The sequence below is a fragment of the Pantoea sp. Fr+CA_20 genome, from assembly GCF_024520835.1.
GTDB lineage: Bacteria > Pseudomonadota > Gammaproteobacteria > Enterobacterales > Enterobacteriaceae > Pantoea > Pantoea allii.
Genome location: NZ_JALNPN010000023.1, coordinates 24,020 through 40,388, shown reverse-complemented (window position 1 = coordinate 40,388; position 16,369 = coordinate 24,020). Strand labels below are relative to the sequence as shown.

At 45.6% G+C, this 16,369-nt stretch carries 14 protein-coding genes; 6 read left to right on the top strand and 8 right to left on the bottom strand.

Features of this window, described 5'->3' with window-relative positions; genetic code table 11:
* Nucleotides 1-316: 316 nt before the first annotated feature.
* From NR177_RS20680 to NR177_RS20670, 3 genes are read right to left on the bottom strand one after another with little or no spacing between them, the layout of a single operon-like run.
* Nucleotides 317-1,585, bottom strand: coding sequence for a cation:dicarboxylate symporter family transporter (locus tag NR177_RS20680; protein ID WP_109716144.1), 1,269 nt, complete (start codon nt 1,583-1,585; stop codon nt 317-319).
* A gap of 39 nt (nt 1,586-1,624) precedes the next feature.
* Complete coding sequence (locus NR177_RS20675) at nt 1,625-2,836, bottom strand: aminotransferase class I/II-fold pyridoxal phosphate-dependent enzyme (RefSeq protein WP_256853521.1); 1,212 nt, start codon at nt 2,834-2,836, stop codon at nt 1,625-1,627.
* The gene (locus NR177_RS20670) at nt 2,836-3,498 is read right to left on the bottom strand and encodes an RraA family protein (RefSeq protein ID WP_063879211.1); all 663 of its coding nucleotides are present in this window, start codon (nt 3,496-3,498) and stop codon (nt 2,836-2,838) included. Before NR177_RS20670 ends, NR177_RS20675 begins: the two co-directional genes overlap by 1 nt.
* Before the next feature lie 394 nt (nt 3,499-3,892).
* Between NR177_RS20670 and NR177_RS20665 the strand changes: the two genes are divergently transcribed.
* Nucleotides 3,893-4,795 carry a LysR family transcriptional regulator gene (locus NR177_RS20665; RefSeq protein WP_256853520.1) on the top strand — a complete coding sequence of 301 codons (903 nt, stop codon included), beginning with the start codon at nt 3,893-3,895 and terminating at the stop codon, nt 4,793-4,795.
* A 360-nt stretch (nt 4,796-5,155) separates the two neighbouring features.
* A complete protein-coding gene (locus tag NR177_RS20660; RefSeq protein WP_109716147.1) occupies nt 5,156-5,578 on the top strand; it encodes a GNAT family N-acetyltransferase in 423 nt (140 codons plus the stop codon).
* A 295-nt stretch (nt 5,579-5,873) separates the two neighbouring features.
* Here the strand turns inward: NR177_RS20660 and NR177_RS20655 are convergent, their stop codons facing one another.
* From NR177_RS20655 to NR177_RS20635, 5 genes are read right to left on the bottom strand one after another with little or no spacing between them, the layout of a single operon-like run.
* Complete coding sequence (locus NR177_RS20655; RefSeq protein ID WP_241536702.1) at nt 5,874-6,569, bottom strand: DsbA family protein; 696 nt, start codon at nt 6,567-6,569, stop codon at nt 5,874-5,876.
* Nucleotides 6,553-8,340, bottom strand: coding sequence for an ABC transporter ATP-binding protein (locus NR177_RS20650; protein ID WP_256853519.1), 1,788 nt, complete (start codon nt 8,338-8,340; stop codon nt 6,553-6,555). Before NR177_RS20650 ends, NR177_RS20655 begins: the two co-directional genes overlap by 17 nt.
* Nucleotides 8,333-9,190, bottom strand: a complete 858-nt coding sequence (locus tag NR177_RS20645; RefSeq protein WP_241536700.1) for a hypothetical protein — start codon at nt 9,188-9,190, stop codon at nt 8,333-8,335. The genes NR177_RS20650 and NR177_RS20645 overlap by 8 nt, the downstream gene beginning before the upstream one ends.
* The gene (locus tag NR177_RS20640; protein ID WP_256853518.1) at nt 9,168-10,691 is read right to left on the bottom strand and encodes a type 2 lanthipeptide synthetase LanM; all 1,524 of its coding nucleotides are present in this window, start codon (nt 10,689-10,691) and stop codon (nt 9,168-9,170) included. Before NR177_RS20640 ends, NR177_RS20645 begins: the two co-directional genes overlap by 23 nt.
* Nucleotides 10,692-10,750: 59 nt before the next feature.
* Nucleotides 10,751-10,936, bottom strand: coding sequence for a hypothetical protein (locus tag NR177_RS20635; protein WP_241536698.1), 186 nt, complete (start codon nt 10,934-10,936; stop codon nt 10,751-10,753).
* Nucleotides 10,937-12,086: 1,150 nt separating this feature from the next.
* On the opposite strand from NR177_RS20635, the gene NR177_RS20630 reads away from it, so the two are divergent.
* The 4 genes from NR177_RS20630 (at nt 12,087) to NR177_RS20615 (ending at nt 15,681) form a co-directional block, all read left to right on the top strand.
* Nucleotides 12,087-12,509 carry a GNAT family N-acetyltransferase gene (locus tag NR177_RS20630; protein WP_241536697.1) on the top strand — a complete coding sequence of 141 codons (423 nt, stop codon included), beginning with the start codon at nt 12,087-12,089 and terminating at the stop codon, nt 12,507-12,509.
* 198 nt (nt 12,510-12,707) lie between these two features.
* Nucleotides 12,708-13,166 (top strand): GNAT family N-acetyltransferase, encoded by a 459-nt coding sequence (locus NR177_RS20625; RefSeq protein WP_096012422.1) that lies wholly within the window; start codon nt 12,708-12,710, stop codon nt 13,164-13,166.
* A gap of 447 nt (nt 13,167-13,613) precedes the next feature.
* A complete protein-coding gene (locus NR177_RS20620; protein WP_256853517.1) occupies nt 13,614-14,963 on the top strand; it encodes an MFS transporter in 1,350 nt (449 codons plus the stop codon).
* 1 nt (nt 14,964) lies between these two features.
* Entirely contained in the window at nt 14,965-15,681 is a 717-nt protein-coding gene (locus tag NR177_RS20615; RefSeq protein WP_256853516.1) for a cyclase family protein, read from the top strand.
* The last annotated feature ends 688 nt before the right edge of the window (nt 15,682-16,369 follow it).

Below are 16,369 nucleotides of genomic sequence, written 5' to 3'. Positions count from 1 at the left end.
CGGGTCAGGCTTTAACTGGAAGGAAAGTGCATGCCTGAGGGATCGATAACAAAAAACGCATGCCTTCTTTTCAGGGATGCCATTAAGGCAAAGCCCCATCAATTACTGTCCTGATAACTGACAGGCGTGCCGGGCGGTGCGTTACACAACCTTTATAGGGAATGTTCTGCACCCGCATCGCCCGGCCATTCGGTAAATGCCGACGGCGTAGTTTGAGCTAATTTAAGGTCTGTGCTTTACGCCGTTCCCTCTTTATCGTCGATGTATGAAAGTTTACTTACCAAATGCGCCGTAAACCTGTCTAAAAGACTGAAATCTAAAGTTGTTTCACAGTTTCAGCGTAGCGTTTATCGCTGAACTTGTTTTCCCATTTGGCTATGACAATAGGGGCCAGCGTATTTCCCAGAACGTTAAGCGCCGTATTAGGCATATCCATTAAGCGGTAAACGCCGGCAATGAAAGCAATACCTTCTAACGGGATACCTGCACTAGAGAGCGTGGCGGAAAGAATGACAAACATAAAACCAGGAACACCGGCTGCGCCCTTAGAGGTAATGACCATCGTCACAACAAGCATCATCTGATCGGCAAGGGTCAGGTGAATGCCATAGATTTGCGCGATAAACAGCGTTCCGATGCCAAGGAAAAGAGAGGCACCGTCAAGGTTAAATGAATACCCCGTAGGAATAACAAACCCTGAAACCGTTTTATCGACGCCGAACTTTTGTGTTTTCTGAATCAGCTGTGGCAGAACAGATGTTGAGCTGGCGCTTGAAAAAGCAAGTATCAATTCATCTTTAATAATGCGGATAATGGTAAAAATATTAATGCCAACGGATCGGGCGATGAGTCCAAAAACAATAATAACAAACAGAATGGCGGTAATATAAGTTGTGGCAATCAGTTTCACCAGCGGCAGAAGAGACGCGACGCCGAAATCGGTCACCGTTACCGCTATCATGCCAAATATCCCGATAGGGGAATAGGCCATGATCATGCCTGTAACTTTGAACATCCCATCAGCAATGGCAGAAAAGAAATTGACCACGTTCGCCTTTTTTTCATTTTCAAGCGAAGCAATACCAATGCCAAACATGACGGCAAAGAAGATCACGGGCAACAGATTGCCTTTTGCCATAGCATCAACAATATTCTCAGGGATAATGCTCAGGATCACCTGACCAAGCCCATGATTCGCTGACGCGGGCGTAGCGACACTGACCTGATGCTGCACCATCGAAGACAGGTCGGCCCCTGCGCCGGGCTTCACCACGTTTCCTACAATCAAGCCCACGATAATGGCGGTGGTTGTCACGCACAGGAAATAAAAAATGGTTTTCAGGCCCATTCTTCCCACCGCTTTACTGTCAGAATGACCTGCGATACCCACCACCAGGCACGAAAAAACAACCGGAATAACGATCATTTTCATTAATTTAATGAAAATATCGCCGGCAGGCTTAAATATCTGTTCTATAAGCCACGCACTGTGCGCGGGATATAGATTAAGTAGGTAACCTATTACAATGCCTGCCACAAGGCCGACAACAATCTGCCATACAAGGGGGATTCCTGGCTTTTTCATTTAGTTCGTACCTGGTGTTGGTTAATAATAAAGAATCTGCTAACGAAGCAATGCAATGGCCGTTTTGAGTCGCCGGCATCCTTCTTCAATGACGTCAACTGAACTTGCGAAAGAAATGCGTAAGTAAGGAGAAAGCCCGTATGCTTTGCCTGTAACGGTTGCGACGCCTGCGTCACGTAAAAAATACTCTACGACGTCATCGTCAGAGGTTATACGGCTTCCATTGGGTTTTATTTTACCGATCAGCCCGGCCACATTAATGAAAAGGTAAAATGCACCTGCTGGTGGGTTAAAACTAAGGCCTGGCAGATTGCTGAGCAGTTCGACAATGCGCTTTCTGCGCGCGGTATAGATGGCGAGCATCTCCTTTACGGGCTGCTGATCACCTGCGAACGCCGCGACTGCAGCCGCCTGGCTTACCGAACTCGGGCAGGTGGTTGTCTGGGAAATCAGTTTGGTAATAGCGCTGGTCAGCCACTGTGGACCCGCGCCAAATCCAAGACGCCATCCGGTCATTGCGTATCCCTTTGAGGCGCCGTTAATAATAAGTATCCGCTCTTTCAGATCCGGCGCGACAGCGGCCAGTGAAAGGTGTGTAGCGTTTTCGTATACAAAGTGCTCATATATCTCATCAAGCATAATGAGCACGTCAGGATATTTTCGCAGCACGTCGGCCAGCGCCATGAGTTCTTCAGCACGGTATACCGCACCAGTGGGATTGTTCGGATAATTAAGCACCACCCAGCGGGTGTTTGCCGTTATGCTCTCTTCCAGTTGCTCAGCCGTGAGCTTAAAGTCATTGGATTCATCACCCTCTACGATAACCGGTGTGCCTTCATTCAGAATGGCAAGGTCCGGATAAGATACCCAGTAAGGAGCATGAATAATGACGTCGTCATTTTTATCCAGCGTGGAAGCGAAAGCGTGAAAAATGATGTGCTTTCCGCCGCTACCACAGACAATTTCGTTTAACTCATAGCGAAGCCCGTTATCACGCGCCAGTTTTTCACAGATTGCCTTACGCAGAACGACCGTTCCTGCTGCGGGAGTGTAATGCGTTTCCGAGTTTTTAAGGGCGTCAACGGTCGCTTTGATAATATGTTCGGGCGTATCAAAATCAGGCTCTCCGATGGTGAAATTGATAATATTAAAACCTTCGGATCGCAACTGAGTGACAAGCTCGTTCGCGGCAATGCTGGGTGATGGCTTGATGCTTTTTAATCGTTGAGACACACGCTGATTCAGTTTCATCACAGGTATCCTTTTTCACGAAGCAGGTCTGTGTACCAGGTTTGGTCTTCCTGGCCTGAAGCAATCATTTCCTTTACAGCCTCTTCCTTCTGCGCATGTTTTGCCGCCAGCCTAAGAAGTTCATCCTTAAATTCGTATGCAAAATTCACGATGCCATCTTCGTCTCCGATGATGATGTCCCCGGGGCAGATAACCTGACCGCCGATGCTCACAGGCACGTTTATTTCACCGGGACCGGTTTTGAAAGGTCCTTTGTGAATGATGCTTTTTGCATAGAGAGGGGTATGTTCAAAAGAGGCAACATCACGGATGGCGCCATTGACAACAAATCCTGCGCATCCCCTGCGGAGACACTCAAGTTTAATCAGCTCGCCGATGATGGCGTTATTCGTATCGCCTTGTGCGTCAATGACCAACACATGGCCTTCTTCAATCATGGTCATCGCCCTGTAAACCATAAGGTTGTCTCCGCCGCGCACCTTTACGGTCAATGCGGTACCGATAAGTTTTCCGGTTTTATTGAAGCGCTGCAGACCGCTAATACCGATATTTCGCGACATGTTGTCGCTGAGATGTGGGGTCACAACGTCTCTGAAAGATTCACGTTCAGCGCGTGTCAGTGGTCTGGCGGGCGGATTGATATGGCTTCCTGGGATGGACATAAATGGCCTCAGTGATTTTTAACATTAAATTAACAAACTGGTTATGTTTGATACTATCGGCCATGAAAGATTGTTTTTAGCGATATTTTGATATAGTTAATCAGTCCTTTTTTTCATGAAAGAAAGATGTTGTGGCTATAAAATTGATAAATATCAAAAACATATGGCGTTAAGCTAAGAATGTAAAAGCAGTAAGCTCGCCTCATTTATGGAAATAAAGGCGCTTTTCGGCGAAGGCATATGAATTTCCTATGTCAGTTCTGTGATCTGAGCAGGAATTTTTCGCCCCTGCTATCAAAGGTCTCTTTCTCCCATAGCGAGGCCCCACCAGAGACGGGGTGCGGCTTTCGCAACATTCTGGACTTTTTGTCGGCCGTTTTAAGAGGTAACCCAGGTGATAACATTCAAACAAATGGATGCGCTGATATGGATAGTTAATCTCGGCAGTTTTGAAGCGGCCGCAGAGAAGCTCAATATGACGCAGTCTGCTATATCAAAGCGCATACATGAACTTGAAGTCTCTTTTGATATTGAGGTATTTGACCGGTCGAGCAGAAATGCGCGGCTGACAGAGAAGGGAAGAGAGCTTCTTTTTTACAGTCAGGAGCTGGTAGAGAAAAGAAACCACCTGCTTGAGAGGATCAGCGACAGGAAGGTTCTGATTTCACAACTCCGGCTGGGCGTAACTGAGCTGACATCCCTTACCTGGCTACCCGAGCTGATTCAGCAAATCCGGGAAGTCTATCCCAGGGTACAGATAGTACCTACCGTGGATGCCTCTCCCGTTCTGTATGATTCCGTCCAGAATGACAAGCTCGATCTGATTATTGCACCTGACATGTATGACGACGTTCGCCTCAACGCGTGCCTTCTGAGCAGTGTCGAAAATTCCTGGATGTCGTCGACAGCACTTATACCCGCTGAAGAGAAAATTGATATTGACGAAGCAACAAAATATTCCTTTTTTGTGCAGGGTCCCACGTCCGGCACAGGTCTGATATATGAACGCTATTTTTCAATGCGCGGCATTAAATTTGACCGCAATATTGTCTGTAATAACCTCTTTGCCCAGATTGGGCTGACGGTTGCCGGTATGGGTATTACCTATCTCCCCCGAAAACCTTTAATGCCTTTGCTGGAAAAAGGGATACTCAGGGAGCTCGATTTCAAACCCAGACTGCCTCTTGTCAGATACAGCGCAATTTATCGGGCCGATCGTGAACACGGTATCATTCCTCATATTGCCGATATTGCCAGGAATTGCTGCAGTTTCGATAAGTTCCTTTTCGGTTTCTGAGCTACGAGCTGAAAACAGGTAACGCGTTAAGCGATAAAAACAGTTTATCGACCGCAGAAACCTGCACTTTCCGACGTCCAGAACGGCATAACACTACTGCACTGTGCACAGCCACGCAGCGGCGTAAAAATCATCAGGTATAGTGTTGGGTATACGGACAGAAGCGTACCGGAAAAAGACGACTCGCGTCAGGAGCACACTGAGCGCGCATGCGGGGGAGACGGCAGGGATGTGATGTTTACCAGAATGAATGTATTCAGTCGCCATGAGTAAATGTGTGCTGTTCACTCATAGTGGACCTTGTGCCTAAATCAGTCGATTTTGTGCTAAAAAATGGACTATTAACCAGAGGATAACCTTTTGTCTGCTTGCTATCAGGTTGTTGAAACTGTTCCGTCAGTAGAGGATTTTTGCCGGTTACGCATCATCGCAGGGCTGACGCCACGTCCCGCAGAGGGCGTGCGCCGGGCGCTTCCCAACAGTTGTTATGCAGTCCATATCTGCTGGCAGAATACTGTCGTCGGCATGGGACGTATAGTGGGTGACGGCGCCCTCAATATGGAGATTGTTGATGTAGCTGTAGATCCACAGCATCAGGGCAGGGGGCTGGGCCGCCAAATAATGGAAAGTTTGGCAAACTGGCTCGATAACAATGCCTGTGATGGTGCTTATGTTACGTTAATGGCTGATGTGCCAGAGTTGTATGAAAAATTTGGTTTCATACGAGTCAGCCCTGCAAGTGAAGGTATGGCAAGGATCTGGAAACGAAATAAAGCTACATAAAACAATGCCTGCTTCTCGCTCATGGTGGAATTTGTGTGTTGCATCCATCAGTTGAACTTACAGCTCATAGCGGACATCCCCCACGTACAGACTGCCTCGTGTCAGAAGCTGACGCCCGAAAGAAGAGAATTCAGCGAATTTTACTTAAGCTAAATAGCCTCAATTAAGTCAGATATGACTAAAAAGGCTTAAGTTATTTACCATAGGCATTACTCCAAAGATAATTGTCACGAATACGGTAAAATATTTTTTTTGGCGCACATCGTCTGCAAAGCTCGGCCAGTTCCCGTTATCTTTATTTATTGCTCATCAGTTTTTTTTCGGTGACACTTGGCTTTTTATTAAGCAGATACCGGATAACTCCAGCATAGTCTTTTTCGAAACTCGCATCTGTGGAAGTGTCGAGCGCCATATTATTCACCAGATATTTTCCCCTCACGAAAAAGGCTGGTACGAATCTTAAGCCCAGTTGGGCAGCCAGCATGTCTTGGCGGTTTACAGAGGCAGTGATTTCTGGAGAATTCCAGAGTGTTTTTATTTTATAAGCAGAAACACCCTGACCAGTAAATAATTTCTGAAGGTCAGTTTCACTGTGTACAGCATGTGACTGCTGCATTGCCCTGAACAGAACAGGTGTCATTTCAACCTGTTTATGTAGATAAATTGCTACGGCCCAGGCCCGGGTCAAATCACGGCCCAAAGTGCCAATTCTTGATGCATGGTAATGTTCAAAGGTCGTACCGTAAGGCAGTGAATCAACAATAAAATGGTATATATTGGATTTCATTTCGAAATAATAGCAGTGCGGACAGTTGAAAGAAAAATAGCTCAATACATCAGGTACGCCTGGAACAGTATCAGGCAGCTCGAAATAATCCTTATCGGCGACATACTCTCTTGCCTGTCCCGGCACCACCCAGAACATGCACATCAGAATCAGGATGCTTCTGATACCGGCGAGCCAGCGCATGGTGTCAGGCAACTTCATCATTTTTATCTTCTCCGAACTGATATTGTTCCCGTTGCAACGTCAGCAGAGAGTAATATTCTCCTTGTGCTTGTTCCAGTTCTGCCGGTGTTCCCCGTTCGACGACCTCACCTTTTCTGAGAACAATAAGGAAACTGGCATGCTTCACCACGCCAAGACGATGGGTGACCATAACAGCTGTTTTTCCCTGAACCAGGTAAGAGAACTGACGGAATATTTCTGCTTCAACACGAGGATCCATCGCGCTCGTGGGTTCGTCCAAAATAACCAACTCTCCGGGGGAATACAGTGCACGGGCGAGAGCCAGACGCTGCCACTGGCCGCCCGAAAGTTCAGTACCGGCATATTCCTTACCTATCAGGGTGTCTGGTGTTGTCCCCGTATCAAGTAAAAAACAGGCTCTTGTGCAGGCATCTTGAAAATCCCGTTCTGTTTCCGGAGTGTTAACATCAGTGAAGGTGACATTTTCTTTTATGCTGAGGTTATAGTGTCCAAAATCCTGAAATACAGCACTGAGGCGGCGGCGCCACTGCTGAATATCAATTCCGGCGATGTCTTTGCCGTTGCAGGTGATGCGCCCTGAGGTGGGGTTATAAAGTCTGCAAAGCAATTTTATCAACGTGCTTTTACCCGCTCCGTTTTCACCCACTATAGCGAGGTGGTCGCCAGCGTGAAGAGTCAGGTTAATATTTCTCAGTACGAAATTGTCTGGCTGATATGCAAATGACACTTCTTCAAACCGAATTTCATTTATCGGCTCCAGCCATTCTTCCTCTGCGCCTTGCTGAGGTTCGTCAGCTGCGGCCTCAAGAGACTTCAGCCGTGCAAAAAAACCAAAACAGACACCCACATTAGCAAAAGAGTACACCATCCACTGACAGGACAGACCAAAGAAGGAAATGGACTGGATAGTCCCCAGCAACCCTCCTACTGAGATTTTCCCGGTTGAAAGGTAATTTACAAACCAGAACATCATACTCAGCGCACACAACAGATAAAGCAGATTCCAGGGCTGTGGACGCATCAACTGTTTCTTTCGTACCTTATTGAGTTCGTCTTCAAGCTCATTGAAAGCTTGTTGATGTTTATCAAGGAAAAAACCGGAGAGGTTAAAGAGCCGGATTTCTTTTGCAAGTTTCACGTCCAGCAAAACGGATAGAAAGTATTTTATCCTCCTCGCAGGTATCCCTTTCCCGAGCATCGCTTTGAAGATATCTATCTGCGAATACGCTACAGCGAAGGTCACGGGAATGAGCGGGAGCAAGAACGCCAGCGGCAGCCACCATACTACTGAAGCCAGAACCAATGACAGGCTGAGTAGCGTCAGGGTTCCTCTGAATATATCGATCAGATTGACCAGCAGGTTAAGTGGGCGGTGCGCCGCTTCACGGGAAAGTACCTCCAGATCGTCATGAAGTTCAGGAGATTCAATCAGCATCAAATCATCAATACGGCAGGCCGCCTCCATTATTTTTCTTTGTGTCAAAAAGGTAGCTTTGGAATTAAGGATACTCTGCAGAGTGCTGATAATCGGCGCGAGGATCCCAGGGATAACGAAAGTCAGCGCCCACAATACGGCAATGGTTGTGAGACCGTTATGAGCATCACTGCTGATGACGTTCCCAAGATGGATACTTGTCATCACACTCAGCGTCGGCAGGAGCCCCTGAAGTGTGATTAAAACAATAAAAAGGAAAGAAAGCTTCGGTGAGGAACGCAGCAGCAGAGAGACCGAATATACTACCAGTAGTATCTTATCTTTCATCTTATACATGATAATTCTCCACTGTAATGGGGTTGCCTGAGGGGTACACAATAATTTCATCAAAATGTAGAGAGGTCCGTATATTCATTAACAAGGCATCCTGTTTCTCATTACGGTAGTAAGATGAGATCATTTTTACTCGGTAATATTCGCCTCTGTGCATGCACGCGTTGCTTATTTGATATGAGTTGAGTGTTTTTCCATCGGGTGTGGCAATAAATTTCATGTCCTGAGAAAAAACACTTAGGGATTTAACAGATAAATTGAACTGATTCAGCCCGATTATCCTCTGACACAAAGAGGGGTATGATAACCAGGAATAGCGGCTCGCATGAAAGTTATGGCAGATGACAATGACTTCCGGATAATTATTCCGGAGAATGACGCAAAGCTTATCTGCCATGGTTTTCTCCCGTTGTTCTGGCGTGGCGCTGCTTAAGACCTCATCGTTAATCGCATCAAATTTCAGCAACTCAGATAAAACCGATCCGACAGGATTGTGGAGCATATTCAGCGCGGAAAGATAACTCCTTTGCAGCGTTGTTGTAAGCGGCATATCAATGCCGAAAATATCTGCATCTGGAGGAAGATTCATCAGCAACATCCTGAATTCAAAAGATCTCATCCACCAGTATGTGGATGATGCAAGGAACTTCGCCATTGCAGTACTGCTAAGAGAATGTCGCTTCAGTGCAAACAAAATGAGGTCAATAGTTGGACATTCAACAACGACTGCCACAGGCCCACGCTGCGACATTAAGTTTATATATGTCTGCCTCATCAGCCAGGCTTCATCAGAACCATGGCTGTTCTGCCCAAGGAAAGTAATCCTGCGATTATCGTGTGCCGAGATGGGCATGCATGCTCCTGACGATAAGTTCACGCTGCCTGATGAGATAAGAGGCAGGCCGAAGAAAATTGGACTTAATCTGCTCAAGTGGAGGCTGAGTCAGAAAGTTTTTAATAACTTCACCATTAGAATCGAATAAAGACTTGGAATTACAACGAATGTAAAATATCGGAATATCAAAGTTTTTAAGGCTTTGTGCTTCATAAGGAACAACTGACTTAAAGCGCGGATGCGCACTTTCATAAAGAAGATACTCATTAACAAGTGACGGGAAAGCAGTATCAATGGTGCGGCTTATATCAGGATGTATGATCTTATTGATCACCAGCATATAATAGGCTGTCGTCCTGATTAAATATCGGGGTTTAATTTCATCATGTATCGTAAGACATGCAAGAATATCATCTGACTTTTTTTTGATTTTTTCATATGACTCTTCATATCCCAGGATAACATCCGGGACATATTGCAGGGACTGGACAGGCTTCCCATCAAAGTGAGGATAGTTTTGAGTTTTTTTTATAAAACCGTGTTCATAGCGTACCTGAATACGTTCACTGGCGTCATTAAGGGCATGCGGATGTGTATAAGACTGAAATATGTTGGTCGCCGCCGTCAAAGCCGATGTATGTCCGATGCCGTTAATTACTACCTCCTGACTCTGAAGCAACCCACTCTGATATACCGAACGTTCAAGATCAGGGTTATCCTCAAAGTAATACTGAAAACTGGTTTCTGCATCTATTAGGAAAACACGATTTTGATCCACTATAAAATTGTCGAAATGACAGTCATTGATATTTAGCAGATCGACTAATGCCAGGATATTTCCATACTGGCGGTAAACATCCCGGGCTTCACCCGGAGATGAAAGAGGACGATTATCTATGTAACTCTGCCACAAATGTGTGTTCCTGCTCAGAGTCTCAGGGCAGACTCTTTTCATGCCGATAATCTCACAAATCTCATTGAGTACTGACTCTATACACGAGTCTCTTGGCTTATATATGACACGTTGATCATCCAGAGTTAAAAGAATCGGCTGCTGCCCATTTTCATGACGGTCTCCGCCAAGAATCTCGATTGCACTGGCAAAGGTAAGCGCCGGAATACCGAACGTTTGCTGAAGTAGGTTGAAATCAGCATTAAGACGTTCAAGAAAAAGGGACAAGTTTCCAAGAGTACTTGCGCAGATATGCGCAGCGAGTTTCTCAATGTGTGCATTTTGTTTTGAGATTGACGAACGCCAGCTTCCATCACTGTTTTTGAAGTAATGCGTATAGCGGTCAGTTACTGAGTCAGGCTGCAAACTCAGCCAGATATCGAAGGAAATAACAAAATCTGGTAAATAAATCTGATCTAGCGTTTCACCGATGTAAGTCAGAACTGCGCTATAATCAATGTGTGTGATATTGTACGCTGATAAAAGCTCATTTATTTTTAATTGAAAATTTTCAAGATGAGGAAAATACAAATATGCTCTATATGGTTCTGTGACATGATATTTCATCTGAGAATCCCTCAAACGAAAAGTGGCACTGCATAGAGTGCCACTTATTGTGCCATCACTCAGCTGAAGAATTCTGCTGAAACTTCTTCCAGTTCCTTGATGAGGAAATCCTCTGCACTGATGGAGTTGCCAAAGCCACCTCCACCGCAGTCACAGGTACCACTGGCGCAGTCCTGCCCGCTGTTTGCCATATAACCACGGATTTCTGAAATTTTATCAGATGCTACTTCTACGATACGTTCCATTTAAAACCTCACTTTATAAGTTGAAATGATGAATTAAATTACTTTTTCGCGAAGTACTGCATGTGTACACAGTAAATATATTTATATGAATAACGATAATAAATCATCTTTTTTATGCTGATTTAACCCAAATTAAGCCATAAAACTATTAATAAACCCTTTATTGACAAAAGCTTACGAAATTGAAAGTAAATGTAACGATTGTGGAGCATTCCTAATATTAATTATTTACTAACATTGAAACCATAAATAAAAACTACTTGAGTTAAAATTAATCAATAAATCATTGTGTTAGAAGGTAGATCGTTAGCAACAACCCCTAACCAGGCTGCTATGTTCCAGAAGTGGACGCTCCAACATATGCATGCGCTAATACAGAGAACACATATCACTGCATAGCCATGCAGCATGCCGAAATTACTAAGAATGTTTTCTAGGGTTCGGAGCGTGTAAGCTGTAGGAAACGGCCATCCCGTCGCAGGATCGCGCTGAGCGGCTCTGCGGGAGGGGCCAAGAGATACTTGTGTTCGATCAGAGTGATCAGACGATACAAAAAAATCTCAAGAGATTTTTTTGAGTGTTCTATGTTACTGTCGGCGAAACTGACCGTGTTTATCCGTTGGCTTTCTATTACGTTCGCGGTGAATTTCATATGTGAATCCACAGAGAACAGCCCAGTCGATGGCCTCTTCCTGAGTATCACATTCAAAAAAAACGCGTGACGTATTTTTTCTTCCACCGCGTGATGTGGGTTTGGTGTCCATCCTGCTGGACTGTTAACTTTAACTATATGAACTTTAGCTATTATTTTTCCCTAACTTTTACAGGGCATAAGCCACTGACGGGACTGGATTGCACCGTGTTTCGTTAATATAGGGGGTGAACTATTCTTTCAATAATTACGCGTTTAATTTTTGTGATTATTCAATTGTGCTCATATTTTTAGTGATGTCGATAGGGAAGTTATGTTTAAAATTATGAAAATATTTAGTAGTCACTAGTGTATGTCTGCTCCTGGCTCCAAACGGACATTGAGGTATTTATCCAAGTCATTCTCCCCAATATTGATAACGATCACATTAATCTAAGTGCCATTAGTAGGGTTGTTCCGTAATGAAATAAAATATTTATAGAAAAAAGGAGTGTCGCCATGAGCGCGTTGAGCATAGAAGTCTCTGACACAATTACACCTGAGTTCGCCTTGCCGATTGAGTCGGGACTTAACCAGTACAATGACGAAGCTGTTGGATTTAGCGAAAATAAACCTCTTGCAGTAATTGTTCGAAATGAGTATGGGGTTGTATTGGGTGGAATGATTGGTCGTACATATCTCGGTCTTTTGTTTGTTGACCTGGTCTATCTTCCTTCTGAAGTAAGAGGTAAGGGCTTAGGAAGTCAGATTCTTAAACGTGTTGAGGATGAAGGAAGAAGCCGAGGATGTAAAACTGCAGTTTTATATACTATTACATTCCAAGCACCTCTGTTCTATGAAAAAAATGGCTGGAAGCGGTTTGGTGAAATACCTTGTCTTCCTGAGGGCGCCAGCCGTGTATTTCTTAAAAAGGATCTCTAATTATCCTGAATCATTTCAAAGTATAAGTGTCAGGGTTCGAATGACTGCTTCTCGCTCATAACGAACATAAGCCCGACGTCAGTCCACTTAGCGCCAAAAGCGTAAGCCGCAAACGGGTTCTCTGTTAAATACTGAAAGCCGTCCCAAGTGAAACAGGCATGGTAGATTTAGCAGTTAAAACTAAATCGAGGATAGTGAATGTTCAGCATTTCAGAAGTGGATAAAAGTGATTCTGACCTGGCGTGGCTGGTCAGCGAGCTCGATGCCTTTCAGAGGGAATTGTATCCTGCAGAAAGTAATCACTGCCTTGATCTTTCAACCGTTAATGACGAGCAGCTCCGCTGCGTTATCGTACGTGATGAAGGCGGCGCACCTGCGGGTTGTGGTGCTTTGCTATTCCAGGAAAATGGCTCAGCTGAGATTAAACGGGTTTATATTCGACCGGAATACCGGGGCAGGAAGCTCGGAGAGCGGATAATCAGCGCAATCGAGACGATGGCTTCAGAGAAGACTCCGTGCTTATTACGGCTTGAAACGGGGATTAATCAGCAACCGGCCATCGCACTTTATCGTAAGTGCGGGTACGAAATATGCGATGCATTCCCCCCGTATGCAGCAGATCCGTTGAGTGTGTTTATGTGCAAAGACCTTTCTTAACTTCACGTTTTTTATGCTACTCAGGAAAGTTATGCTCAAGGTGTTGGATACATATCATAAGTGACACGTCCGCTCCTCGCTCATAGCGGACCGTCATCTCAGTCAGCCTGTCCGCTTTGTGCCAGGCGCGGACACTCGAAGTTTGCGGCTTTAAACTCAAGTTAATACCTGAACAGCCTGGTTATATATCACCTGACAAGTTAGTACGTTCATGTGATCTCTTTTGTGCTTTTTTCATTCAATCATTGACTAACCGTGATCAAGGTCGAGTATCAATCGCCAGCTACTTGTATGGTAGTAATCGTGATAGCTATGTTAGCAAAGTGTTTAAATTTTGATCTGATCGTTCCTTTTAAACATAACAAGAGTAACTACAAAACATGGCCTGGTCTGGCCAACAGCATCAGGTAGGTTACTGACTATAAATAATTTTCTAAGGTAGCAGATATGACACCTCCCGCATCTGAACAGACAAAACAACCATCAAAAGTGACCGCAACTGCCGGTGAACACGGTCCGCGCAGCGGGCTGTATCGTTTTCTACCCAAAGCGCATCCTCTCTCTTGGTGGATGCTGGTCATTACGACGCTTGCGATCCTGATGAACTCAATTGACAGGATTATTCTTCCTACTTTGCTTCCAGCAATTATGCAGTCATTTAACCTGACCGAAGTTCAGGCAGGTTGGCTCAACTCACTTAGCTTTGTTGGGACTTTAGCTGGCGCTGTGGTTTTCGGTATGTTCTCAGACTGGTTAGGTGCCGGTCATAAGCGCTGCTACAGCTGGTGCGTAACGGTGCTTGTGGAAATTATCTCAGGAGTGGCGACTGCCTTTTGTAAGACGCTGGGAGCGTTTCAGGTTCTGCGTGTCACCATGGGCATGGGGACCGGGGGGTCAGAACCAATTAACGTTGCTCTGCTCGGAGAGTGGTGGCAGAAAGAGAACCGTGGATTTGCTATTGGGGTACATCATACCGGATTTCCGCTGGGACAATTTATTGGTCCTATCCTGATCGCAGCCATTCTGGCTTTTGCGACCTGGCGTGAAGCATTTTTGTTTATTCCACTGATTGGCTTAGTTATTTTGGTAGCACAGTTAATCGTTGGCACACGTAAAAATCATCAGAAGGTTAATGACTGGATCGTTGATAACAAGCTGACGCCGCCCGTTACGGAATCATTGCAGAACACCATTGAAAAGAGTTCGGTATGGGCTAATGCCGCTTCTTGTCTGAAAAACCGTAACTGCCAATTGAGTATTCTGCTGATTTTTGGTTTTACATGGGCAGAGATGGGAATAGCTAACTTTCTGACGCTGCAACTGACGCGTGAAGTTGGACTCGATCTCTCGACCGCAGCAATCATCTCGGGTGCATCCGGATTGACTGGCTGGATTGGGCAGATTTTGTGGGGCAGCTTCTCGGATGTGAAAGGGCGTAAACGCTCGCTTGGCATCATTATTACGGGCTGGGTTCTGGCAGCGGCGCTATGCATGTTCATCCATTCCGCAACGCTTGGCTGGGCCATTCTTATCTTTTGGGGCCTGTTCCGCAACTCACCTTACCCGGTGGCTTATGCTTTGCTTATCGACTCATCTCCTCGTGCTGCAGCGTCCAGCATGGGATTGATGATCGGCATCGCGGTTGGCATCGCCGGTATTCTGGTCGCGCCCATTAGTGGTTGGATTATTCACAGCTACGGTTTCACCGTGCACTATCTGGTGATTGTCGCGGTATTACTCCTCTCATGTGTTCCACTTTGGTTCATTAAAGAAACCGTAATGTTAAAAAAGGCCTGATATGACCGGCGATCTGATCACTTTATTACGTCAACATAAACTTATTGAGTTAAGCCATCTCTATGAAGAGTTCATGCCAGTCTGGCCAACCCATGGAAAATTCTTCTGCAGCCGTGCCGAAGACTACATTGCTGGTGATGGCAACTATAACTGTCAGCTCAGTCTCGGCGATCATTGCGGTACTCATGTGGATGCGCCTGTTCATTTCATTCAAGGTGGAAAAACGATTGAGCAGGTTGATGTGCGCCAGCTCACCGGACGGGGACGCTGCCTGGATATGTCACATCTGGCAGAGAACAGTGACATCACTGTAGAAATGATCCAGTCATGGGAAGCTGATAAAGGAATAATCATTGCAGAAGATATTGTGATATTTCGGACGGGTTATGATCAGAAGTGGCGCTGTCGTCCAAACCAGGCGCCATTTTTGCAAAACTGGCCGGGCTTATCAGGCGAAGGAGCGCATTATCTGATTAAAAAAGGCGTGACTGTTTTCGGTACAGATGCCATGTCGCTGGACAGATATAGTAATGAAGCACACCCGGCTCATCTTGCCGTTCTCGGCTCTGATTGCCTGATCATTGAGAATCTGGCTAACCTGCAAGCCTTGCCTTCCGAATTTATATTCATGGCATTGCCGCTCAGAATTAAAGGGGCATCGGCTTCGCCAATCCGGGCAGTGGCGCTGGTAGAGGAAATGGTGCCGGAATTTGCCTGAACAGGACGCAATTTTAACGAGGCTCAGGGGTAATCAACGGGAGCAGGTGCTATTCTCCGCCAGCTTATCTGTGGAATATTGATTAGTAACCGGTATCCACATGCTGGCTCCGCCTATGAATTTTAACAGTGCGGATTGAGTAAGATCCTGGTCTCAGCGTGAAAACAGAAGCAACTAAGCTGGCGTGACAGTTATATGGTGATGTTTATGCTTCAGGTTTGGTATGAGTGATTTAGGTATTACAGCTACGATGAGCCAGGGTTGTATGAATAATGTTTAGACAGTGAACGTCCGCTTCGCACAAGGAGCGGACGTTAAAAGATGTACTTTGCTTCGCCAGGCCACGAACCTGCATAAGACCGAAACCGACTCCCCCGGTTAATCCTGATAAAGGAAATGTTTATTTCCTTTATTAATTGCAGAAGTCCCCTCCGCTGCCGATAGTGTTTATAGAGAATGCGGGGGAGCCGGAAATGCCGACACCAGGGTAGAACGCTCCGGTTTCCCTGCGGTGCTTTAATAATACCCGCAACAACATTGGACAGGCCGCTGCCAGACATTTTTTGACTGTCTTTTCCCGTCGTCCGGCTAAACACCAGCTCTGCTGAACGGCGCCGGGCACTTCATCCTGTTTTGGTTGCATTTGATAGTGTTGCTATATGTTGTACCGAACCAGGCGTTACTCCTT